20 protein-coding genes and 1 riboswitch are annotated in these 23,825 nt (G+C 34.8%); of the genes, 3 read left to right on the top strand and 17 right to left on the bottom strand.

The genetic code is table 11. The annotated features are described in order from the left end of the window. Window positions 1-12 precede the first annotated feature (12 nt). A complete protein-coding gene (locus tag BN3326_RS13130; protein WP_069999697.1) occupies window positions 13-897 on the bottom strand; it encodes an isoamylase early set domain-containing protein in 885 nt (294 codons plus the stop codon). Between the two features lie 201 nt (window positions 898-1,098). Here BN3326_RS13130 and BN3326_RS13125 point away from each other — a divergent pair, with 201 nt between their 5' ends. The 3 genes from BN3326_RS13125 to BN3326_RS13115 all read left to right on the top strand — a co-directional run bounded on the left by BN3326_RS13125 (window position 1,099) and on the right by BN3326_RS13115 (window position 3,302). Next, on the top strand, window positions 1,099-1,644 hold the full coding sequence (locus tag BN3326_RS13125; protein WP_069999696.1) for a chromate transporter: 546 nt from the start codon (window positions 1,099-1,101) through the stop codon (window positions 1,642-1,644). Further along, complete coding sequence (locus tag BN3326_RS13120; protein ID WP_069999695.1) at window positions 1,641-2,204, top strand: chromate transporter; 564 nt, start codon at window positions 1,641-1,643, stop codon at window positions 2,202-2,204. Before BN3326_RS13125 ends, BN3326_RS13120 begins: the two co-directional genes overlap by 4 nt. A gap of 339 nt (window positions 2,205-2,543) precedes the next feature. Beyond that, window positions 2,544-3,302, top strand: a complete 759-nt coding sequence (locus BN3326_RS13115; RefSeq protein ID WP_069999694.1) for a hypothetical protein — start codon at window positions 2,544-2,546, stop codon at window positions 3,300-3,302. A gap of 21 nt (window positions 3,303-3,323) precedes the next feature. Here the strand turns inward: BN3326_RS13115 and ppnP are convergent, their stop codons facing one another. The 16 genes from ppnP to BN3326_RS13035 form a co-directional block, all read right to left on the bottom strand. After that, window positions 3,324-3,641: a pyrimidine/purine nucleoside phosphorylase gene (gene ppnP / locus BN3326_RS13110; RefSeq protein WP_069999693.1), complete on the bottom strand. Its 318-nt coding sequence runs from the start codon at window positions 3,639-3,641 to the stop codon at window positions 3,324-3,326. 54 nt (window positions 3,642-3,695) lie between these two features. Beyond that, on the bottom strand, window positions 3,696-5,435 hold the full coding sequence (gene pyk, locus BN3326_RS13105; RefSeq protein WP_069999692.1) for a pyruvate kinase: 1,740 nt from the start codon (window positions 5,433-5,435) through the stop codon (window positions 3,696-3,698). Between the two features lie 426 nt (window positions 5,436-5,861). Further along, on the bottom strand, window positions 5,862-6,680 hold the full coding sequence (locus tag BN3326_RS13100) for a DUF2225 domain-containing protein (RefSeq protein ID WP_069999691.1): 819 nt from the start codon (window positions 6,678-6,680) through the stop codon (window positions 5,862-5,864). 137 nt (window positions 6,681-6,817) lie between these two features. Beyond that, window positions 6,818-7,477, bottom strand: coding sequence for an acetate uptake transporter (locus BN3326_RS13095; protein WP_069999690.1), 660 nt, complete (start codon window positions 7,475-7,477; stop codon window positions 6,818-6,820). A 339-nt stretch (window positions 7,478-7,816) separates the two neighbouring features. Further along, a complete protein-coding gene (gene nifJ / locus BN3326_RS13090) occupies window positions 7,817-11,344 on the bottom strand; it encodes a pyruvate:ferredoxin (flavodoxin) oxidoreductase (RefSeq protein ID WP_069999689.1) in 3,528 nt (1,175 codons plus the stop codon). Between the two features lie 295 nt (window positions 11,345-11,639). Next, the gene (locus tag BN3326_RS13085; protein WP_069999688.1) at window positions 11,640-11,984 is read right to left on the bottom strand and encodes a DsrE family protein; all 345 of its coding nucleotides are present in this window, start codon (window positions 11,982-11,984) and stop codon (window positions 11,640-11,642) included. 180 nt (window positions 11,985-12,164) lie between these two features. Further along, window positions 12,165-12,605 (bottom strand): MarR family winged helix-turn-helix transcriptional regulator, encoded by a 441-nt coding sequence (locus BN3326_RS13080; protein ID WP_069999687.1) that lies wholly within the window; start codon window positions 12,603-12,605, stop codon window positions 12,165-12,167. Between the two features lie 268 nt (window positions 12,606-12,873). Further along, window positions 12,874-13,533, bottom strand: coding sequence for an HAD family hydrolase (locus BN3326_RS13075; protein ID WP_083258709.1), 660 nt, complete (start codon window positions 13,531-13,533; stop codon window positions 12,874-12,876). A gap of 17 nt (window positions 13,534-13,550) precedes the next feature. Next, window positions 13,551-14,012 (bottom strand): 6,7-dimethyl-8-ribityllumazine synthase, encoded by a 462-nt coding sequence (ribH, locus tag BN3326_RS13070; RefSeq protein WP_069999686.1) that lies wholly within the window; start codon window positions 14,010-14,012, stop codon window positions 13,551-13,553. A gap of 2 nt (window positions 14,013-14,014) precedes the next feature. After that, complete coding sequence (locus BN3326_RS13065; RefSeq protein ID WP_069999685.1) at window positions 14,015-15,226, bottom strand: bifunctional 3,4-dihydroxy-2-butanone-4-phosphate synthase/GTP cyclohydrolase II; 1,212 nt, start codon at window positions 15,224-15,226, stop codon at window positions 14,015-14,017. A gap of 20 nt (window positions 15,227-15,246) precedes the next feature. Further along, a complete protein-coding gene (locus BN3326_RS13060; protein WP_069999684.1) occupies window positions 15,247-15,897 on the bottom strand; it encodes a riboflavin synthase in 651 nt (216 codons plus the stop codon). A gap of 5 nt (window positions 15,898-15,902) precedes the next feature. Continuing rightward, window positions 15,903-17,003, bottom strand: coding sequence for a bifunctional diaminohydroxyphosphoribosylaminopyrimidine deaminase/5-amino-6-(5-phosphoribosylamino)uracil reductase RibD (gene ribD, locus BN3326_RS13055; RefSeq protein ID WP_069999683.1), 1,101 nt, complete (start codon window positions 17,001-17,003; stop codon window positions 15,903-15,905). A gap of 237 nt (window positions 17,004-17,240) precedes the next feature. Next, window positions 17,241-17,354: riboswitch (FMN riboswitch) on the bottom strand. Window positions 17,355-17,420: 66 nt separating this feature from the next. Next, the gene (locus BN3326_RS13050) at window positions 17,421-18,410 is read right to left on the bottom strand and encodes a GGDEF domain-containing response regulator (RefSeq protein ID WP_069999772.1); all 990 of its coding nucleotides are present in this window, start codon (window positions 18,408-18,410) and stop codon (window positions 17,421-17,423) included. Window positions 18,411-18,420: 10 nt separating this feature from the next. Further along, complete coding sequence (locus BN3326_RS13045; RefSeq protein WP_069999682.1) at window positions 18,421-18,984, bottom strand: chemotaxis protein CheB; 564 nt, start codon at window positions 18,982-18,984, stop codon at window positions 18,421-18,423. A gap of 52 nt (window positions 18,985-19,036) precedes the next feature. Next, the gene (locus tag BN3326_RS13040) at window positions 19,037-19,885 is read right to left on the bottom strand and encodes a CheR family methyltransferase (protein ID WP_069999681.1); all 849 of its coding nucleotides are present in this window, start codon (window positions 19,883-19,885) and stop codon (window positions 19,037-19,039) included. Beyond that, entirely contained in the window at window positions 19,882-23,790 is a 3,909-nt protein-coding gene (locus BN3326_RS13035; RefSeq protein ID WP_069999680.1) for a response regulator, read from the bottom strand. The genes BN3326_RS13040 and BN3326_RS13035 overlap by 4 nt, the downstream gene beginning before the upstream one ends. Window positions 23,791-23,825: the final 35 nt, after the last annotated feature.

Here is a 23,825-nt window from a genome sequence, read left to right as displayed (position 1 = left end):
TGCCTCCTCTTTCTACAGTATCTCTTCTCCTTCTTGCACTATATCTTGTATTTCTATAGAATTGCCATCTGTAATTGTAAAAGAATCTTCTATTAAAAAATAACCATTTGCAAAAATATGCACCTTCCACTTGCCAAGCATAGTGCCTTCATCAATCGGAAAGCTATAATAAAGAAAATAGCCCTCATCCTTGCTGCTTGCACTCAAAACCTCCCCCGTATAGCCATACAATCTGCCATCCGGTCTATACCAAACAGCTACTATAGCACTTAACCCGCTTATATCTGTACAATCTATAGAATGAACGACCTGCTTATCTTTATAAATATTAAATATTTTATAGTTCTCAAAAATCCTGTCTTCTTGTTCAAAAGAATGTGTCGCATACTGTCTTATAGAAAGATCATACTGCACACCCGTTGTATTTGCTCTTTGTCCGTCATCATTTATGATTACAACGGATACTACTTCATTGTTTTGATCCAGCATATATTTATCCGCCCACGGATCATTAAGTACAAGTTCATTATTAATAAAAAATCTATATTCATATTCACCTGGTTCTAAATCAACTGTAACAAACCACACCCCAGCATCATCTCTTTGACACAGTGTTGCGCTTTTATTCCAGTTATTAAATGCCCCTATTACAGACACACTATATATCTTAAAACCTTGTTGTTCTTCATAAGTGAAATAAGGCTTTTGTTTTACTTCTGGTGTTATAGTATGCGGCATAATTTTTGTATTCTTAATAACTACCTCGCTCCTATCAACTGATTGACTTGTATACCCCAATATTCCAAGCACTATAAAAAACATAACCCCAAATACTATAATAGCTAATGAAATACTAAGACCTATAATTATTGAATGATCCTTTTTATTTTGCTGCATCTCCGCCCCCCCAATTCTACAATTATCGCCCTTTATTTACAGCCTTATATCTTATTATAAGTTATTCAGCAGATAAGTTAAATAAGCATCTTATAAATAATTTATTGGCAGCTACTTTACTATTTTATATTTTAATCTTATAAATCATTCCTATTACTGTTATAATAATAGCGCATAAAAATTTTAAAAGGAGATTAGATCATGAAAGAACTGTGGATTTTATTTTCTGCCTTTGCCCGTGTAGGTTGTTTTACCTTTGGCGGTGGTTATGCCATGCTGCCTATGCTGCAAAAAGAGATTGTAGATAAACATGGCTGGGCAACTGAGTCAGAAATAATGGATTATTATGCAATAGGCCAATGCACACCTGGTGTTATTGCTATTAATACATCAACTTTTATAGGTTATAAACATAAGGGCATTATTGGCGCCGTAGCTGCAACTTTAGGAATGGTTTTTCCTTCACTTATTATCATTACGCTTATTGCTTCTATTCTTAAAAACTTTAACGATCTTGAGGTGGTTCAACATGCATTTGCTGGTGTACGTGTTATTGTTTCTGTTTTAGTTATTAATATTGTTGTCAAAATGCTAAAAACAGCCATCATCGATTGGATAGGGGTTGTTCTATTTATAGGATCACTTGCAATAGGCATACTTTTTAATATTTCTCCAGCCTACATTATCGTTTCTGCTGCACTTATAGGTATTCTTGCCCAAAAGATACGTGAGGTAAAAAAACTATGATTTATTTAATCCTTTTTATAGAATTCTTTAAGATCGGCTTGTTTGCTGTAGGAGGCGGGCTGGCTACCTTGCCCTTTTTATATGCTCTCTCAGATAAATATTCCTGGCTGGATGCTGCCGTTCTACCTGATATGATAGCTATCTCAGAATCTACGCCTGGCCCTATTGGGGTTAATATGGCTACCTATGCCGGCTACTCTTCAGCTGGTGTATTAGGAGGCATTATAGCAACATTAGGCCTTATCACCCCATCTGTTATTGTTATTATCCTTGTCGCAAAATTTCTTAATCGATTTAATGAGAACTTTTATGTCCAAGGTGCTTTCTATGGCCTAAGACCTGCAGTAACAGCACTTATTGCACTTGCCGGTTTTGAAGTATTTAAGGTGTCCATCATTACACTTGAACAATTTAAACTCTCTCAGAAATTAATAGACGTTTTTGATATTAAAGCAACTTTATTATTTGTAGCTTTACTTTTTATAACTAATAAAACAAAAAAGCACCCAATTGTCTATATATTAGGCGCAGCTATTGTGGGAATCCTATTTAAAATTTAATCTTTTTAGTCTATCTTTTTTACCCCCCATACCTTGTTTTTTAATGCAATTAGCGCTATTCTTATTGTGTTCTGCTTTGTAGCATCCTTTCCCTGGACATATGTTAGATTCCTTTCTCCCTAACATATGTCCTTTTCATTTTATAAAAATTTTCAAGTAATAAAAAAGAACCTATTCAGGTAGACTTTTTTACATGTCTATCTTATAGGTTACTTTTTTTTATATTCTTAATGCCTTATTGTTGATTAAAATGCGCTATCTTAACTATATTTCTTTAAGTATGCTTTGATTATTATTGGGAATACTATGGATATATTTATAGAATTTGGAGGACTAAATATGAAATGTAAATTCTGTAACCATACTGTTAATCCCACTCACAAAGTCTGCAACAAGTGCGGAAAGCTTGTACACACACCAATCCATATGAGTGGCTGGTTATGGGTGATCCCTATACTTCTTACCTTCGTTGTATTAGGTGTTTTTACATCAAAATCTGATTATACCAACGCTAAAGAAGATAGCTCTCTTATGCCTGCTGGTCGCTCTCCCATACAAATAGGTGAGGTATTTAGCAGTCCAAAAACACCTCTAACGCTAACATTAACTTCCGGCTCTTTTATAACCGGTAAAGATATTCTCCCAGGACGCTATATTATAACTACTACTAAAGGAATAGGCAATCTTTTTATCTATAAAGAAGAGCTACCTTATATCAATGAAGTACTTACCTATCCTCATAATTCTGACTCTACAGTTGGTGTAACTAAAATAGAAACCAATATAGATCAAGGAGATCTCATTTTGATATCCGGCCTCGATAGTGTTACTTTTTCCCCAGCCCCTATATTTCAAAAAACAATCCTACTCCCTGGCTATCATTTAGTTGGAAGAGATGTCCCTGTAGGAGATTATACCCTTGTAACGCCCGAAGGATCCGGAAGTTTTATTATTTATGACGACACACAGCATATCAGATTTAACGAGCTGCTTACTATGCATTCATCCCTAGCTCCTGATACAGCTCTTAAAATATCTTTAAAAGAAGGTGAAGTCGTTAAGATTTCACATTTAGATATTGTTGAACTTGTTCCTTAAAATATATTTTCAAGTACTATACTATTCTTTAATGTAGGAACAGCAGTAGTCGCTGACTTCGTTAATAACAAGATCAAAACTTGAGTTACTAGGCACTGTAAAACTTTCGCCTTCTTTATAGGTGATAAATGCATCACTTCCAGGCAGTTTTACTTCCATACTTCCCCCTAATATTTCCATAATTTCTTTATCAGCCGTAGAAAATGTATAGGTCCCTGGCAACATAATGCCTAGGGTTTTCTTTTCCCCACTTTCAAAAATCACTGTTCTGCTTGTTACTTTACCTTCAAAATATACATTAGCCTTTTTAACAATTGTAATATTTTCAAACTTCGACATGTCCCTATTCTCCTCTAAAGTTAGATTTTAAAGCTGCCTTTTTAATTTTAACCCTTATTTGTTAGAGACGATGCCTCTTAATGCATCTATCATAACAACTGTTCCAGATTTTAGAATACTTGTAGCTTGTGATGCTCCTACAATAACTGGAATGTCTATTGCGAGTCCTACAATAGCTGCATGTGAATTTAATCCATCTTGCTCTGTAATGATACCTGCAGCCTTCTTTAAAAGCGGCAGCAGTTCGTTAGATGTTTGAGGAATAACAAGAATGTCGCCTTCATTAAATTTCTTAATTGCTTCTTCATCATTTTTACAAACACAAATATTAGCGCAAACACTTTTATTTGTAATACCTTTTCCTGAGACTAAAATATTCCCTACAACATCAACTTTTATCATATTAGTTGTCCCAGAAATCCCAAGCGGAATACCACTTGTTATAACTATTAAATCTCCACTTTGTACAATACCTGTATTCTCTGCAGCTTCTATTGCACGTTCAAATAATGAATCACTATTTTCTTCCTCTGGAATAAAAAGTGGTGTAACCCCCCAAGACAAATTAAGCTGATGATAAACATGTGGTGAACTTGTACATCCAATAACAGGGGGTACCGGTCTATACTTTGAAATCATTCTAGCCGTTCTTCCTGATTTAGTGACCGTAATAATCGCTGCAGCTCCTAAATCATGAGCTGTAGTACAAGTAGCATGAGAAATCGCACTCGTTACATTAGGAAGCTCATCATTTGAATTATTTTTAAAACGCTTAATATAATCTATATCATTTTCTGTTCTTAAAGCTATTCTAACCATAGTTTTAACTGCTTCTACTGGATAAAGACCTGCTGCAGTCTCTCCTGAAAGCATAATAGCACTTGTTCCATCATAGATCGCATTAGCTACATCATTAGTCTCAGCTCTTGTTGGTCTTGGATTTTTCATCATGGAGTCTAGCATTTGTGTAGCTGTAATAACCTGCTTGCCACTATTGTAAACCTTAGTAATGATCATTTTTTGCAGAGCTGGTACTTCTTCTGCTGGTATCTCTACTCCCATATCTCCTCTTGCGACCATAATACCATCAGCTACGCGAATAATCTCATCAATATTATCAACGCCTTCTCTGTTTTCAATTTTAGCTATAATATTAACTGTATGACAATTATACTCATCTAAAATCTGACGGATCTCAAGTATATCTTTAGCCGTTCTTGTAAAAGAAGCCGCTATAAAATCAAAGCCAGTTTGAATACCAAAAATAATATCTGCTCTGTCCTTTGCACTTATATAAGGCATTGAAAGACGGGTTCCTGGTAAATTAACCCCTTTATTATTAGATATAACACCATTGTTCATAATCTTACATATGATATCAGTATCTTCAATTCTTTGTACAGAAAGTTCTATAAGTCCATCATCCAGTAGAATGAGTTGTCCTTCACGCACATCTCTTGGCATTTCTTTATAAGTTACACTTACCTCTTCTTCATTACCTACTATCTCTCTTGTCGTTAAAGTAAATGTATTCCCTTTATTAAGAACCACTTTGCCCTGTTCAAACTTCTGTATTCTTATTTCCGGACCTTTAGTATCAAGCAGCGTAGCAATCGGTTTATTAAGTTCTTTTCTTAGTCTTACCAGTTTGTCAAATGTTTCTTTATGGCTGTCATGATCACCATGGGAGAAGTTAAAGCGGGCTACATCCATACCTGAGATTATTAATTCTTTTAAAATTTGCTCATCGTCTGTAGCTGGACCTAATGTACATATTATTTTTGTTTTTCTCATATCATCTCTCCAATATTCATTATTAATTCTTAAAACTAAGTTCATAAATCTTGTAAAATACACTACATTATATTTTTCTCCCAACTCATTAGAGTTATTCAAAATTATATGTTTCTTATTTGATATGCTATTATATATTGCTATTATATAATAGCACTTTATTACAATTCAATAGACATCTCCTTATAATAATACCTGATTTTAGCATGATAAACTATGAGCATTTTCTCAAAAATATAAAGATTTTTAAAGAAAAAATTGGTATATTTTAATCGAGTAAGTTTTATATTTAACAAAGTGGCGTACAAAAAATGCACGCAATTGTAAAATAATAAAGTTTGATTCCTTGCGAGCAAGACGAACTTTACTATTTCACAATAAAAGGGCAGACCGCAAGGCCTGCCACTACAACATAAACGTCTATTATCATTTGCTTTTGGATTGATTTTCTACTTGAGCACTTTTTTCTTCTCGAATTAAACTTTTCAAATGTAGCGCTCTTGTTTTAAGCTTTAAAGATGCATTTCTCTCTAATATAACACACCCTACCCATTGCAGTGCCTTATCGTATTCTTTAAAGCGTCTGTAAAGGTCTGAAATAATATAGGCTGTTGTTAATTCATCCAATTCAAAAATTGGAAATCTTTCGTTATTATAAGCATTTAAAAAACCTGTAAGTGCATACTTCAAAAAAACTTCTTCTTGCTGCTGATTTTTTAAATCCCGGTATAACCAAGCTATCTTTAGGCAAAGATAAGCTTTTTCACCGTCTTTAGCCTTTTTTACCATGGCATTTAGAAGTGCTAACTTATAGCGTTCTATAGCATGATCATGTGTCATAATATCTGGATAATCCTGACCTTTATACTTAGAGCAAACTTGCTCCTTAACCCATGAGATCTGTCTAGGAGGTATTGGACCAAATGCTTTTCCTAAAGCCGCATAACCACATCTAAGACATACTATACATTCATAAATAATAGGATTAACATGATCATATTGCGGCTTAAGATCGGTATCTATAGACATTAATTTGTTCTTTCCCGAGCGAATAGCCTTACTTGTAAAGACTTTATCACAGATAGGACAAACATAAGTCTTATCATATAGTATATCCTCTAAAGAAGTTACAGCATTTTTATGTGAATGCTCTGCTGATTTTTTCTTTTGATCTGTTGCAAAAACCTCTGCATTACCTAAATTATCAAATCCTAATGCCTTTAATTCTTCAAAAATATTATCCATAGTGTACCTCTTCTAAGCGTCATTAAACTATAATCATATTATCCCCATGAAGAATCAAGTTATTATAAGTCAAGAATGATTATAAATTATTTTAACATTTATCAGTACACTCTTCAATCCAATCTAAATAATTTATCTTATCTTTCTAAAAGTGTTTTTACGCCTCTTACTTGAGCGTTTTCCCCTTTAAAGATCCCAAACGGCTTACCTAGAGGTAAGAACTCTCTTCCAAAATGTCTATTTAATACATTGGCACCACAGCCATAAAAAGAAACTAATGATATTAAAAATTCACTCCATCCAGCTAATTTATGTGCAGCTTCATAAGCAATGCCAAATGAGCTTAATGCAAGTCCTATAAATAAGAAGTTAATCAAAGTAAAAATAATAAACAATACTTTATTAGTTTCCATTGATCCGATCGTCATAAATAATGTAAAAATCAAATAACCAACAAATGCAAAACCTAATTGATGAGAATCAGCTCCAGCTTGTAATTTCTCACCAAATACACCATTTTGAATAAACCAGGTCATTGCTACACTAAACCAGAAAAATGCGTACCCGCCAAATGCTGTTGCACCGAATACATTATTTTTCTTAGCATCTATAATACATGCTATAAGTTGCACGAATCCACCTAAAAAGATAGCCCACGGGATAACGAGAGATACCCCTTCTGTTAAACCTAATTTTTGTGATGAAGCTACTAACGTTACCATTGCAAGTCCCAATAGTCCCAGTGCTGAAGGGTCTGCTATTGTTTCTGCTGTTTGTGTGTTTTTTGTTGTTTCCACTACTTCTCCTCCTAAGATAATTTCAAGTTACGGCTAATCAGCCAACTCTTAAATATTACACCCATTTAGTAGCTTATGTAAATACATATTTTTAGATATTTTTTTTAAAAATCTTGTTAATTTTTGACATATCTGTTCATACAAAAAATATCCCTCTATCTCGTCAGATAAGAGGGATATTTTTTGTATGATATTCGTCGCCAGATGAAATCATTTGAGAAATAACTTTAATCACATGAATAACTTAAGTTTCAAAGTTATTTCTCTATAATCTAGATTATATAATTAAATATTTTAATACATCTTAATTTTCTTTATTACTTATATTTAGGTTTACTATTAAACAGTAAGTCTTTTGTAAGACTCATATCTGTCTTTTGCACTTTCTTCTGCCATTACAAATAATTCTTCAGCTTGTTCTGGGAATTGTTTAGCAAGTGCTGAATATCTTACTTGTGCTAAGATAAAGTCTCTAAAGCTTTCTGTTGGTTCTTTTGAATCTAGGCTGAATGGATTTTTGCCTTCTGCTTTGAGTAAAGGATTGAATCTGTATAAATGCCAGTAACCCGCTTTAACAGCTTGTTCTTCGTTGGCAATAGTACGTCCCATACCTTCTTTTAATCCATGGCTGATACATGGTGCATAAGCGATAATAATTGATGGTCCATCATATGCTTCTGCTTCAAGTACAGCTTTCATAAGTTGGTTTTTATCTGCGCCAAGAGCAACTTGTGTAACATATACGTTGCCATATGACATCATCATCATACCAAGGTCTTTTTTACGTGATTTTTTACCTGACGCTGCAAATTTAGCAATAGCAGCAGCTGGTGTTGCTTTAGAAGATTGTCCGCCTGTATTAGAGTAAATTTCTGTATCAAATACAAGTACATTTACATCTTCACCTGATGCAAGTACATGGTCAAGACCGCCGTATCCGATATCATATGACCAACCATCTCCCCCAAGCATCCATACAGATCTCTTCACAAGATAATCTTTTCTATCTTCGATTTCTTTGAGTAATGCTTGAGCTGCACTATCAGTAATACTATTATTTTCAAGGATTTCCATTACTTTCGCTGAAGCTGCTTTTGAAGCTTCCCCAAGATTCATAGTTTCAATCCACTCTGTAAAGGCTTCTTTAGCTGATGCATCAACATCCATAGCAATAAGCTCTTCCATAGATGCTTTAATTTTATTTCTCATCTGCTTAACACCTAGATGCATACCAAACCCATATTCAGCATTATCTTCAAATAAAGAGTTTGCCCATGATGGTCCTTGTCCTTTGCAGTTAGTTGTATATGGTGTTGATGGTGCAGAAGCGCCCCAGATTGAAGAACATCCTGTTGCATTAGCAATCATCATACGATCACCAAATAATTGTGTAACGAGTTTGATATATGGTGTTTCGCCACAACCTGCACAAGCTCCTGAGAACTCGATAAGTGGTTGTTTGAATTGGCTTCCTTTAACAGTACTTGCTGATACAAGATCTTCTTTTACAGAAACTTCTGATACCGCATATGCCCAGTTTGGAACTTCTTTTTCTGTTTGTGTATCAAGTGGTTTCATAACAAGTGCTTTTTGTTTAGATGGGCAGATATCTGCACAGTTTCCACAGCCTGTACAATCCATTGTAGCTACTTGAATCTTGTATGCTAAACCTTCTAAGCCTTTACCAACAGCTTTTTTAGTTACAAAGCTTTCTGGTGCATTTTTAACTTCTTCTTCATTTAAGAGGAATGGTCTGATTGTTGCATGTGGACATACATAAGAACATTGGTTACATTGAATACAGTTTTCTGGTATCCATTCTGGTACATTAATTGCAATACCGCGTTTTTCATAAGCAGATGTACCACATGGGAACGTACCATCTTCAATATTATTAAATGCACTTACTGGAAGAATATCTCCTTCTTGAGCATTCATTGGTCTTAAGATATTTGTGATGAATGCTGGTTCGTCTACACTTCCTGCTTTTGTATCTTCAGCAGTAGCCCATGCATCTGTTACTGTAACTTTAACAGCTGAGTCAACCCCTTGATCAATAGCTGAATAGTTCATATTAACAACTTTTTCACCTTTGTTGCCATATGCTTTAACAACAGCTTGTTTAAGGTATCCGATAGCTTCTTCTTGTGGAATGATATTTGCAAGTTTAAAGAATGTCGCTTGCATGATCATATTAATTCTGTTGCCAAGTCCGATTTCTTCAGCTATTTTAGTTGCGTTAACTGTATAGAACTGAATGTCGTTTTTCGCAATATATTGTTTCATTCTAGCAGGTAAATGTTGTTCAAGTTCTGCTGCATCCCAGATACAGTTAAGAACAAATACGCCGCCTTTTTTAAGTCCTTTTAATAAATCATATTGATAAACATAAGATTGATTATGACAAGCAATATAGTCAGCCTCATCAATAAGGTAAGTTGAACGAATAGGTGTATTACCAAATCTTAAGTGAGAAATAGTTACCCCGCCAGATTTTTTAGAGTCGTATGCAAAGTAAGCTTGTGCATATTTATCTGTATGATCACCAATGATTTTGATAGCTTGTTTGTTCGCACCAACAGTACCATCTGAGCCAAGACCCCAGAATTTACATCTTACAGTACCCTCTACTGCAATTTTAAGCGTATCATTCATAGGAATAGATGTATTTGTTACGTCATCTTCAATACCTACTGTAAATTGATCTTTAGGATTTTCACTAACAAGATTATCATAAACAGCTTTGATAGTTGTTGGTGTTGTGTCTTTTGAACCAAGGCCATAACGTCCGCCAATGATCATAGGTGCATTTTCTTTGTTGTAGAATACTGAGCGTACATCTAAATAAAGAGGCTCGCCAATTGAACCAGGCTCTTTTGTTCTGTCAAGTACACAAACTCTTTTAACTGATGCAGGCATAGCTTTTAAGAAATGCTCAATTGAGAATGGTCTGAATAGATGAACTTTAACAAGACCGTATTTTGCACCTTTAGCATTAAGTGCATCAATTGTTTCTTCTATTGTTTCTGTTACAGAACCCATAGCTACAATAACATATTCAGCATCTGGTGCACCATAATAATTGAATAAACCATATTGTCTGCCTGTAAGTTCATTCATTTTATTAATATATTCTTCTACAATAGGTACAAGATTGTTGTAAAATTTATTTGAAGCTTCTCTTGTTTGGAAGTAAATGTCTGGATTTTGAGCTGTACCACGTGTTACTGGATGGTTTGGTGATAGGGCTCTGTTTCTGAATTCTTGTACTGCATTTTGATCTATAAGAGCTGCTAAATCTTCATAATCAACTGCTTCAACTTTTTGTACTTCATGTGAAGTTCTAAATCCATCAAAGAAGTGTACAAATGGTACTCTGCCTTTAATAGCTGCAAGGTGAGCAACTGGAGCAAGGTCCATAACTTCTTGTACAGAACCTGTAGCAAGCATTGCACATCCTGTTTGTCTTGTAGCCATAACATCTTGGTGATCCCCAAAGATAGATAGAGCTTGAGCAGCTAGTGCACGAGCGCTTACGTGGAATACGCCTGGTAATAATTCACCAGCTACTTTGTACATATTAGGAATCATAAGAAGTAAACCTTGTGAAGCTGTAAAAGTTGTTGTTAAAGCGCCTGCTTGCAGTGAACCATGAAATGCACCTGCTGCACCTGCTTCTGATTGCATTTCTACTACGTTAACAGTTTGTCCAAAAATATTCTTGTTACCTTTTGCTGCCCATTCATCAACAGCTTCTGCCATGTTTGAAGATGGTGTAATTGGGTAGATTGCTGCAACATCTGTATAGGCATATGCAACATATGCGGCAGCAGTGTTACCATCTACGGTCATCATTTTCTTTGCCATGTGTATTCTCTCCTTTTATATTTTACTATAATATTTAAATATAATATTATACAATAATGAATTTAAAATTATATTAACGCTATAATTATTAGCATTTATAGGAATTAATATAACCTAAATTTTACTACATCTATAATTTTACACCTAATATCCTGTCATGTAAACTCTTGTATACAATATTATAGAATAAAAAATTGTATTTTTTTTAGTACAATATAACTATCGCTGTCTATAAATGTTGCATAAATAAAGGAAGCTCTAGGCCTCCTTGTTAATTTATCTACAAATTTTGGGGCTATATCGTTAATACAGTATATCCCTCTTGTAATACCTTTGTTAACTCTTCTCCTACAGATTTCACTTCAACACCAAGCCATTGTAGTTTATCTTTTACGCCTAACTGTTCTACACACCCTTTGCATGCTGATACTTTCACACCATGATGAAGTGCCACCTCAATTTGATCTTGAATTAATTTGTTTTCTGCAGCTAGTTTAGCTGATGCCCCCCATATAATGACATGAACTTCATCCCACAAATTATTGATCATACTGTTAATTGCGTACATTAATACCATTTTCTCTGAACTAATTGGATTACCTGTCACCCATAAAAGATATAATTTTTTTTCTTTTTCCATAATAATCCCCCCATTTTCTCAAATTCTCATACGCATTCAAAAATTTACAGAATAGACTTGGCCAACCTGCTGATGTAATTATTATGTTAGTAATATATTTATATTATACGCTAAAACCTATAATATAGATAGTATAGACAAGTAAAAATTAACATAATGTTCAAATTAAATCAATATCCATTACGCTTGTTCTTTAAGATCCATCAACAGCTTGTCTATTTCTTTTTTCAGATGAACAAGTCCCTTAATATCAGTTGGGATACATCCTAAAATACATTCTGGTATGCTTATAGCCTGCGCCTTCATAGCTAAGCCTTTTTCAGTAACAGATACACATAAAAGCCTTTCGTCTTCTGTTGAGCGCTCTCTTCTTATTAATTCCATCCGTTCTAATCTTTTAAGTAGCGGTGTTAATGTTCCTGAATCAAGATATAACTTATTGCCCAGTTCTTTTAAAGTAATACTATTATTTTCCCATATAACAAGCATTACAAGATATTGAGGATACGTAATACCAAGTTCATCAAGAAAAGGTCTGTATATCTTCGTTATCGCTCTAGACGCCGCATATATTGAAAAGCACAGTTGATTTTCAAGTTTTAAAACATCACTTTCTTTCATTTCATATCATCTCCTAAGTTATAAAGTAACTTAATCTATTTTAATTATACCTGATAAGTATCATTTTGTTAACCTGTTTTCTCCTATTTCATTTATAGCTATTCTATTTCACAAAATACTATATGAAGCAATCTAAAATATATTGTGGTAAATCTGTGAAATAATCTAGCAAAACATTATACGTAAAAAACACGACTATCATTTATACTTTTCTTAAATGACATCCGTGTTTTTTATTCTAACAAGATAAGTACCTTAAATACTATTCTTATAAATATTTTTTTAGTGCTCTAATATCATCTATCTTAAGATCAGCCCTATCAAGCTCTCCAGGCTTTGCAAATCCATACGTACAACCTATCGTATAAATATCATTCTTCTGACCGGCTTCCATATCTTGTTTTCTATCTCCCACTATCACGCGTTCTTCTGGATAGTGATCTTTTACTTTATTTAAAATTTCGTGTTTGGGAATGAAGTTATATTCATCTGAGCAAATAAGGCTTTCAAAATATTGATCTAAACCAAAGAGCTTCGTATGATACTCCTTATAATAGGTTTTACAATTACTTATAAAAATAAGATGATAGTGTTTTTCTTTAAGGTATCGCAATACTTCTTCTGCCCCCTCATAGAGAAAAGGCTTTGTTTCCGAGATTTGATGCTTCATCTCTTCTCCGATAATTCCACTGCATTTCTCTCGCATCTTTTCACTAAGCTTTGGCATAAAAGTTTGCCACATATCTTGTGGATTAAAACCAAGCCAATAGCCTATTTCTTGATCTGACCATGTTTTAGCATCAGCGTATCCATTTGCTACAAGAAAGGCATATGCTTTTCTAAAAGCTGGTGCATATAGGGTTAAACTATTATGCAGTGTTCCATCGTAGTCAAAAAATATTGTCTTTATGCTTTTAAAGGGAATCAAAAACAACCTCCTCCATCTTAAAACTGTTTTATAAGATTTGCCATTTCTATAGCTGTAACAGCTGCATCATAGCCTTTGTTTCCAGCCTTTGTACCTGCTCTTTCTATAGCCTGCTCAATAGTATCTGTTGTTAAAACCCCAAATACTACCGGTACTTCTGTTTCTAGAGATACATGTGCCACTCCTTTTGTTACTTCGTTAGACACATAATCAAAGTGCGGTGTAGAACCCCGTATCACAGCACCAAGACATATAACCGCATCATATTTTTTACTTTTTACCATCTTTTTTGCAATAAGAGGGATTTCAAACGCACCTGGTACCCAAGCCATTTCTATATCTTCTTCTGATGCACCATGTCTTTTTAGTGCATCTATAGCACCTCCTACAAGTTTAGCCCCTATAAACTCATTAAATCTTCCAACAACGATACCAAATTTCAAACCTTCCGCGATTAAGTTTCCTTCAAATGCTTTCATGATTATTTCTCCTCCTTAAATTCTAACATATGTCCAAGTTTCTCTTTTTTAGTTCTTAAATAATATTCATTTCTTTCATTATGATTCATTTGTATTGGCACTCTTTCTGTGATTTCTATACCATATCCCGATAGCCCCTTAATTTTCTTCGGATTATTGGTCATGAGTTTTACTTTTTTCACCCCAAGATCAGCGAGTATCTGAGCCCCTATTCCATAGTCTCTAAGATCTTCCTTAAATCCTAAGGCTAGATTTGCTTCTACTGTATCCATCCCTTGATCTTGTAGTTCATACGCTTTTATTTTATTAATAAGTCCTATGCCACGGCCTTCTTGACGCATATAAAGTAAAATGCCACGGCCTTCATTTTCTATTGCTCTCATAGCCTGTGCATACTGCTCACCACAGTCACATCTTAAGGACCCAAACGCATCTCCGGTAAGGCATTCTGAATGTACTCTTACAAGTACAGGCTCACCATCTGCTACATCGCCTTTAACGAGCGCAACATGATGTTCTCCGTTTAATGTGTTTTCAAAACCAACTATTTTAAAGTCTCCATATTTTGTAGGCAGTTTAGCTTCTGTAGCCTTCTGCGTATAAACTTCTGTATCTCTTCTATATTTGATTAAATCTGCAATAGTTATTATCTTTAAGTTATGCTCTTTAACATACTCCATAAGCTCTGGTACTCTGGCCATTGTACCGTCTTCATTCATAATTTCACATATCACACCTGCTGGATATAAATCAGCAAGCTGAGCTAAGTCAACTGCTGCCTCAGTATGGCCAGCACGCTTTAGTACACCGCCGGATTTTGCTTCAAGTGGAAACATATGCCCCGGTCTTTTAAAATCACTTGCTTTTGCCTTGGGATCTAATACCTTTTTAACTGTTATGGCTCTTTCATGAGCTGATATGCCTGTTGTGGTATCTATTGCATCAATAGATAAGGTAAAAGCTGTTTGATGTGAATCAGTATTGCTCTCAACCATAGGCCCAATATTTAGTTCCTGAAGCCTTTCTCCTGTAATAGGCATACATATCAAGCCACATCCATATCTTGCCATAAAATTGATTGCCTCTGGTGTAACCAGCTCTGCAGCCATCAAGAGATCCCCTTCATTTTCTCTATCTTCATCATCTACTACAACTATCATTTTGCCTGCCTTAATATCATTAATAGCTTCTTCTATTGTGTTAAACTTATACATTTTCTGTTCTCCTTCTCTTTTTATAAAAAGCCATGCTGATTTAAAAAGTCTAAATCTATAGCTTTCTTTTCAACTTTATTATCCCTAGGGTCAATGAGTTTACCAATGTATTTTCCTATCATGTCACATTCTAAATTAACATGTTCACCTACATTTTTTCTAAGTAAAGTTGTTATTTCTTTGGTATGAGGAATAATAGAAACTTTAAATACACTATCATCTATATAAGCTATAGTTAAACTAATACCATCTATGGCAATAGAACCCTTTTGAATAACATACCTTAAAATCTCAGGCTCTGCTGATATTGTTATCCATACGGCATTATCTTCTTCTTGGTAATTTTTTATAATGCCCATCCCGTCAATATGTCCGCTTACAAAATGGCCGCCTAATCGGTCTCCTACTCTAAGCGCTCTTTCGAGATTAACTGCATCTTTCGGTCTTAAAAGATACAGATTGCTCCGTCTCATGGTTTCAGCCATTACATCTACAGAAAAACTTTGTTTTGAAAAGTCTGTAACAGTCAAACAAACACCATTCGTACTTATACTATCACCAAGCTTTGTATCTTTTAAAATGTTACTTGCTCTTATTGTAATTCTTGCTGAGGCCACCCCTTTAGTAACTGATTCAACCGTTCCAACTTCTTCTACAAGTCCAGTAAACATAAACCTTAGCCCTCCATTTTTATATAACCTTCAATCATAATATCTTCTCCAAAATGCTGCCACTTAACATCATTTAGCTTGATTGCCTCTTTCATAAAAAGTTTTCCGCCTCCGCCTACCGGTGTCTTAGCCATGCTGCCTCCTATTATTTTGGGTGCAATAAAGGCACTCACTTTATCAACTATCCCTGCATCTAGCGCCGAATAATTAAGCTCACTTCCGCCTTCTAGCAGCACGCTGTCTATCTTTCTTTCTCCAAGTTTTTTCATAAGCTCATTAAGATCAACTCTCTGATTTATAAGCGGCAAAATAATAACTTCTGCCCCCGTTGCCCGAATAGCTTTAATTTTTTCTTCTTTTGCAAGTTCTGTAGTTGCAATAATGGTGCCAGACATAGATTTAATATGAAATATATTAGCTTCTAAAGGTACTTTTGCGCTGGTATCTACAATAATCCTTATAGGGTCACTTGCATTTCCTGATTGAAGTCTTGTATTTAAAAAAGGATCATCTTGAATAACTGTACCCGCTCCAACCATTACGCCTGAAACCCTATGCCTTAATTCATGTACATACTCTCTTGAAGCTTCATTTGTTATCCATTTTGAATCTCCCGTGCATGTGGCGATCTTGCCGTCCAGCGTCATAGCTGTCTTAAGTATGCAAAATGGCCGCTGGGTTGTTATATATTTAAAAAATATTTCATTGAGTCTCATACTCTCTTCTTCTAAGATGCCAACAACAACTTCTATCCCATGCTCCCTTAAAATTTGAATCCCACGGCCCGAGACCTCTGGATTAGGATCTTGCGTAGCTACTACAACCTTTTTGATGCCCTCTTCAACTATGCGATAGGCACAAGGAGGGGTTTTGCCATAATGCGAACAAGGTTCAAGGGTAACATACATTGTAGCCCCTTTAATATCAGCAGCAGCATTTCTAAAAGCATTAACCTCAGCATGGGGGCCTCCATATACCGCGTGGTAACCTTCACCTATAATTTTTTCATCTTTTACAATAACTGCTCCTACTAGTGGATTAGGATTTGTATAACCCGCACCTTTCCGGGCCAGCTCCAATGCTCTTTTCATATATTTTGTATCCATATTTACCCCCATTGCATATCACAAGCTTTGCTTGTGATATTGCCACAAATAAAAAATTGAAAGTGTTTTTCTTTCGACCTTTAACACCTCTTAATATATTGTTACCCATAACAACTAATAAATTTACGTGTTTACAAAAAAATAAAAGCCCTGAATCTCTTCAGGGCTTAACTTGGCAAAATAGATCTATCTTTTGTTTATCATAAAAATAATAATAAACAATTCTAGATTAATGCTAATACTCTTCTTTCATCCAGACTATACTGTTGGCTTCGGAATCTAACCGAATCTGCCTTATGGCTCGCGGGCTTTACCGCCAGTGGGGATTCACACCCCGCCCTGAAGATTTATTCAATTTTCTTAAGTACAAATTTAGCACAAACTGACCTTACTGTCAATTTTTATTTTTTATCTGTTTTATTTAGAGCTATATACCTTAACTTGATTCCGTCCATTTTGTTTTGCCTCGTAAAGTGCTTGATCTGCTTTAGATATAAATGCTTCAATAGTATGAGTAGCATCAGGAATCATTGAAGCTGCCCCTAGGCTCACTGTCACATACGGATGAACCTTAGAATTTTCATGGGGAATATGCAAGGCTTTAACATTTGATCTAATCATCTCCGCTATTTTTCTAGCACCTTCCGCATCTGTCTTCGGAAGTACTACAACAAACTCTTCGCCTCCATACCGTGCCACAAAATCACCCGGTCGATTAACTGAAGCTGCAATCTCCTTCGCAACACCTATTAGACAATCATCGCCCTTAATATGACCATATGTATCATTATAGGCTTTAAAGTAATCAATATCTATCATAATAACGGATAATGGCATCTTTTCCCTTATACCGGTTTTAAAGCTGATCTCAATATACTGATCAAAATTCCTTCTATTAGGTACGCCAGTGAGTCCATCATGATTAGAAAGGGATAAAAGCTCTCCATTTTTCTTCTGAAGTTCTAAAACTTCTTTTAATTTCTGCTCAAGTTGTGCTGCTTTTTCTTTAAGCAGTACAGCTTGTCTTGCAAGTTCTAAAAATATACTTACTTTACTCTTTAATATAATAGGTTCAATAGGTTTAAATAAATAATCTACCGCTCCAATTTCATAACCTTTAAACATATACTTCTGCTCTTTATAGATAGCTGTTACAAATATAATGGGAATATGACGGGTTCTTTCACTGCCCCTCATAAATTCTGCCACTTCAAAACCATCCATCTCCGGCATCTGTATATCAAGTAAAACCAGCGCAAATTCATGCTCCAGCATTAATCCTAGTGCTTCATTTCCTGAAGCAGCCTTAATAATATTACAATTAAAATCTTCTAATAATCCTTCAAGAACTAGAAGATTTTCTGGTCTATCATCCACAATTAGTATACTAATTCCACTGTCACTCACTTTATGCACCTCACTCTGCTAAAAGATTTAATAATTCACCAATATAAGAAAGTGGTACTATATAATCTATATCTGCTGACTTAATCGCTGCACTGGGCATAATAGAAGATACAGCTGTTTTTGGTTCCTGAACTATAGTAGTTCCACCATTTTCTTTAATCTGCCTTATACCCCAAGCGCCATCACTATTGGCACCTGTAAGAATGACGCCAATTAATTGATCTCTATAAGCATCTGCCGCTGATTCAAAAAGCACATCTATAGACGGCCTTGCATAGTTAACTTTTTCATCAACTGATAAGGCTAAATGCCCCTCTTTTTCTACCATAAGATGATAATTTGGAGGTGCAATATAGGCACAGCCTGAAATAACTCTTTCTTTTTCATCAGCCTCTTTTACTTCAATCTCACATATGTTGTCTAAATACTTTGCCAGAAAACTGTCTGAATGTGCACTCAAGTGCTGTACAATGAGTATCGGTAGTGAAAAATCTCTTGGCAGGCTAGTAAGAATAATCTTTAGTGCCTCCATACCTCCAAGTGAAGTCCCTATAACAACAGCCTGATACTTCATCTCAATCCCTCCATATACGTGAAATAAGACACTGACATAACATTATTATCAACTAAACTTCAAATTTCTTTTGGAATATTCTATGCTTTAAGTCAATAGCTCTAAACCTCTCTTCGTGGCTTGAAAACCTTAGACTCTCCTTGCTTCCTAAACATAAAACACCTCCAAAATTTAAACTGTCATAAAACAGCGTAATGACTCTATCTTGAAGTTCTCTATTGAAATATATTAATACATTGCGGCATATAATAACGTTCATTTCACCAAATACACCATCTATTACGAGGTTATGATCTGCAAAGATAATTTTTTCTTTCAGTTCCTCATCTATTATAGCGCAGTCAGCTTTAACTGTATAATAATCTGAAAAAGAAACAAGCCCTCCTGATTGTTGATAATTATAGGTATATTCCTTTATTTGATCGATAGGATACCTACCAGCTTTTGCCTTTTGCAGAACTGTTTCATTAAAATCGGTTGCATAGATTTGACATCTGTCATATAAACCTTCTTCCTTAAGAAGTATAGCCATCGAGTACGCCTCTTCTCCTGTTGAACATCCTGCATGCCAGATTTTTATAAAAGGGTAGGTTTTTAAAATAGGTATAACATCTTTTCTTAAGGCCTCGTAAAAAGCTGGGTCTCTGAACATTTCTGTCACATTAATGGAAAAATCCATTAGCAATATTTCAAAATAATCTCTATCCTGTAAAATTTTATATATCATTTCTGAAATACTGTCTAATTTAGAAATGGTAAGTCTGCGTAGAATACGCCTTTTAATGTGCGCCTGAGAATAATTTCTAAAATCATAACCATACTTTAAAAAAATGCCTTCTAACAAAAGCTTAATCTCAATATCTTCATTGTTTAAGTGTGATAACGTATTATTCTGCATCATTTATATAACCACACCCTTAAAAGTGATATTAACCTATTTATTTGAATAGGTTTTGTTAAATAATCATTTGCTCCTGATTCAATACACTTTTGACGATCTTCTTTCATAGCTTTAGCTGTTAAAGCAATAATAGGTATCTTAGCATATGCACGACGCTTTCTAATCTGCTGCATTGCTGTATAGCCATCCATCTCTGGCATCATAATATCCATTAAAACTAAATCAATATCTGCATGTTCACTTAGTTTATCTATGCCTTCTTTACCATTACGCCCTACCACTATTTTGATTCCTTTTTCTTCCAATATACTTGAGAGCGCGAATACATTCCTCATATCATCATCTACAATTAATATCTTTTTTCCCCTTAAAGCTTCTTCTTTTTCTTCAGCTGTACGAACCATTCTCGCCTTTTGAACATTCTCAGCAGTATTTAATGTATTAAGAAATAAATTCACTTCTGAAGTTAACCTGTCCATCGACTTTGTTCCCTTAACAATAATACTTTTAGCATACTTCTGCAATGCACCTGCCTCATCTTGGGTTAAATCATTTTCAGTATAAATAATGATAGGAATATGCAGAGTCATTTCGTCTGCAAGCTGTTTAAGAAAATTAAATCCCGACATATCTTTTAGGTTTAGATCTAATATAATGCAATCATAGCCCTCTGTTTTTAATAAATGAATGGCTTCGTTCCCCTTATCTGTTGAAGAAATCATAATATGCTTTTTATCTATTATTTCATCTATGCTTTGTTTTACATCGTCATCTATCCCGAGCATAAGTAATTTTTTGAACTTTTTGGTTGTAACTGCTTCAATTGTATTAAATACCTTATTGATATTTTCTATACTTAATGGTTTTTGCATGTACCCTATTATAGCATCTGCCTGCTGGCTTATATTTAGAGCATCACTTCCTGAAATAATATGGATAGGTATATCTATTTCGCATTCATTTCTTAGTTTTTCTATGACTTCCCATCCATTTATATCTGGAAGGCCGATATCTAGTAGAATTGCATCTGGTTTATGAACCCTTGCCTGCTCAATACCCCTTGCACCATTTTCTGCCGTTATACACTTATATCCTTTTTCTACTGCAAGTTCTTCTAAAACATGTGCAAAATGATAATCATCTTCAATAATAAGAAGTATTTTTTCTGCACGTGTACCCGTATTTACATCACTGATTAACTCCTCTTCGAGGCTATTAGCATATTCTTGACCATCTGTGACTTCTTCTGAGACATTGTTTTCTTCTGCCCCTGTAGCATGCGTTTCTAATGGCAGAATGAGTGTAAAGGTACTTCCTTTATCTGCCTCACTGACTAAATGAATACTGCCGCCCAATAGCGCGGCAAGCTCCTTTGTGATAGATAATCCAAGGCCTGTCCCGCCATATTTTCGACTTATGGTGCCATCTGATTGCTTAAAGGCCTCAAAAATAACTGACTGCTTCTCCGTCTGAACACCTATTCCTGTATCAGATACAGCGATAGCTATACACTTATGCTTGTCTATTGGTACATCCCCTAAAATCTCTTTATTAGGATAAAGAATTTCTAATGACACGCTGCCTTTCTCAGTGAACTTAAATGCGTTAGATAATAAATTATTTGCAATCTGTCTAACTTTATGACTATCTGTAATGATAGCTTCAGGCAAAGTTTTATCAATTATAATATTAAAGTCCAAACCCTTATTTTCTGCAATTTGTCTAAAATTCTTATCCATCGTATAAGCGAGTTCCTTAAAACTCATAGGTTCTAAATGAACCTCCATTTTTCCGACTTCTATTTTTGAAAGATCTAAAATATCATTTATGAGTCTAAGAAGTTCTGAACCTGAAGTGTGTATGGTACTCGCAAACTCAAGCTGTTTTTGAGTGAGCGGCTCCAAATCCTTTTTGCGCGCTAAAAGCTCAGATAGTACCAATATACTATTTAGAGGGGTTCGTAATTCATGAGACATATTGGCTAGGAATTCTGATTTATACTTATTGGCTATTTCTACGGCTTCTGCCTTTTCTTGAATTTCCTTTTGTGCCATCAGTAAATGCTCATTTTTCTTATTGATATCATTTTTTTGTATCTCTAAGTTTCTAGCATGTGCTACCAACTCTTCATTAATAACTCTTAATTCTTCCTGCTGCTCTTGCAATCTTTCTTCTGACTCCCTAAGGGATCTTGTCTGCTCTTCAAACTCTTCGTTGCTTTGTCTTAATTCTTCTTGCTGAACTTGTAATTCTTCAGACTGTATAAGTGTTTTCTGGAGAAGTTCCTCTGTTTTTAGGTGCGCCTGTAATGAACTAATGTTTATGGCTATCATCTCACTGACTTCATCCAAAAACTTGAGCTGTATAGGGGTGAACCCCTGAAATGTGCCTAGTTCTATAACGCCTACTACTTTATCATTTAATAAACAAGGTACTACAATAATGCTCTTAGGCTTAGCTTCCCCCACCCCCGAGCTTATTTTCAAGTAATCTTCTGGAATATTTGATAGTAGAATTTTTTGCTTTTCTAGCGCTGCTTGTCCTATAAGGCCCTCTCCTAAACTAATCACCTCTAAAAAGTTTTTAGATTTTTTGTAGGCATAGACTCCTTGAAGCTCATAACTGTCATTTTCATTTCTAATATATACCCTTCCAATGGGTACATTCAAATACACGGCTATATAGGATATGATATTGCCGCATAACATCTTCATATCCTGTTCTTTGCTCATTCTTTCACTAAGTTCTGCCTGACCTGTTTTAAGCCAGCTTTGATTGTTGTTTTCGCCTATAATAATCTGCAGTTTTTCCATGAATGTATTAAAAAATTTTGCCATTTCTCCTAATTCATCTTCGGAGCTCACTTTTAATCTTACGTTTAGATTTGCTTCCCCTTCCGAAATTTCTTTAAAAGTATTTGTAACGGTTTTAACTGGAAAAATGACAATTCTTATAATACCTAGAGCAATAATAATAGCTAAAAATAATGCCAATAACGATAGTATAATCATTCTAGTTACCATCACGCGATATTCTTTTATTATCTTAGGCTTATACGCTGCTTGTTCTTCTATAATAAAAAGTTTGATCTCTTCAGCAATAGCTGATACTTCTGGACCTATTTGATCTAAGTGACTGATTGCTTTATTGCGATCTTCTATCACAGATACAATCTGTGTAAAATGCTCAGCATAGATCTCTTTACTAGTTTGTATTAAATCTAAAAGTCTCTTTTCATCCTCACTGTCACTCACATTTTTAAGAAATGTTATCCACTCATCCATCTTGGCAAAGTCTTCAACTACATTTTTGACCCTATCCATTTCATTAAGTTCTAGAAATCTAGAAACTTGTAGTCTTGCTGTTAATAGGTGCCTCATCGCATTTCCCGTTCCATAAATAAGTGCTGCATCCTTTTTTAAGTGAGCCGACTCTAATAACTGCAACAAATTTTGTTCGATTTCCGGTCCCCTGCTCGCAAGCACATTATATAATACACTTCTTTTTTTATCCCCTTCAACAATTTTATTAAAGTCATTTTTATATTCTCTTGAACGTTCTAGGATTTGTTCCATAATCTTCTGTACTTCAGGATTATTCATGCTGCTTTTAAGCTCAAAAATAAATCCCTCCATTTTGTAAAAACGGCTTTCAAAAAGTTCTTTTTGTGAATCTTCTCCAAACTGTATAAAGTTCTCTGCTGCCAGACGCGTCTCAAGTAAATTGGCTTGGATTCTTCCAACTAACATCTCATTAGTTGAGATTTCTGCATACTGTGTAAAATGTGTATTAAGGTTATTCAAACTAAATAATGAGACCATTATTGCAATAATGAGCAAGCCAAGAATCATAGCAAAACCAATAGATATTTTCATCCCTAACTTTAATTTTCCAAATAAATTCATCCGAGCACTCCCCCTCTTGTATACGTATTTGGGTG

This window comes from Cellulosilyticum sp. I15G10I2 (assembly GCF_900095725.1).
Taxonomy (GTDB): domain Bacteria; phylum Bacillota; class Clostridia; order Lachnospirales; family Cellulosilyticaceae; genus FMMP01.
Note: the sequence above shows the minus strand (reverse complement) of the source record. Positions and strands in the feature narration are given on the sequence as shown.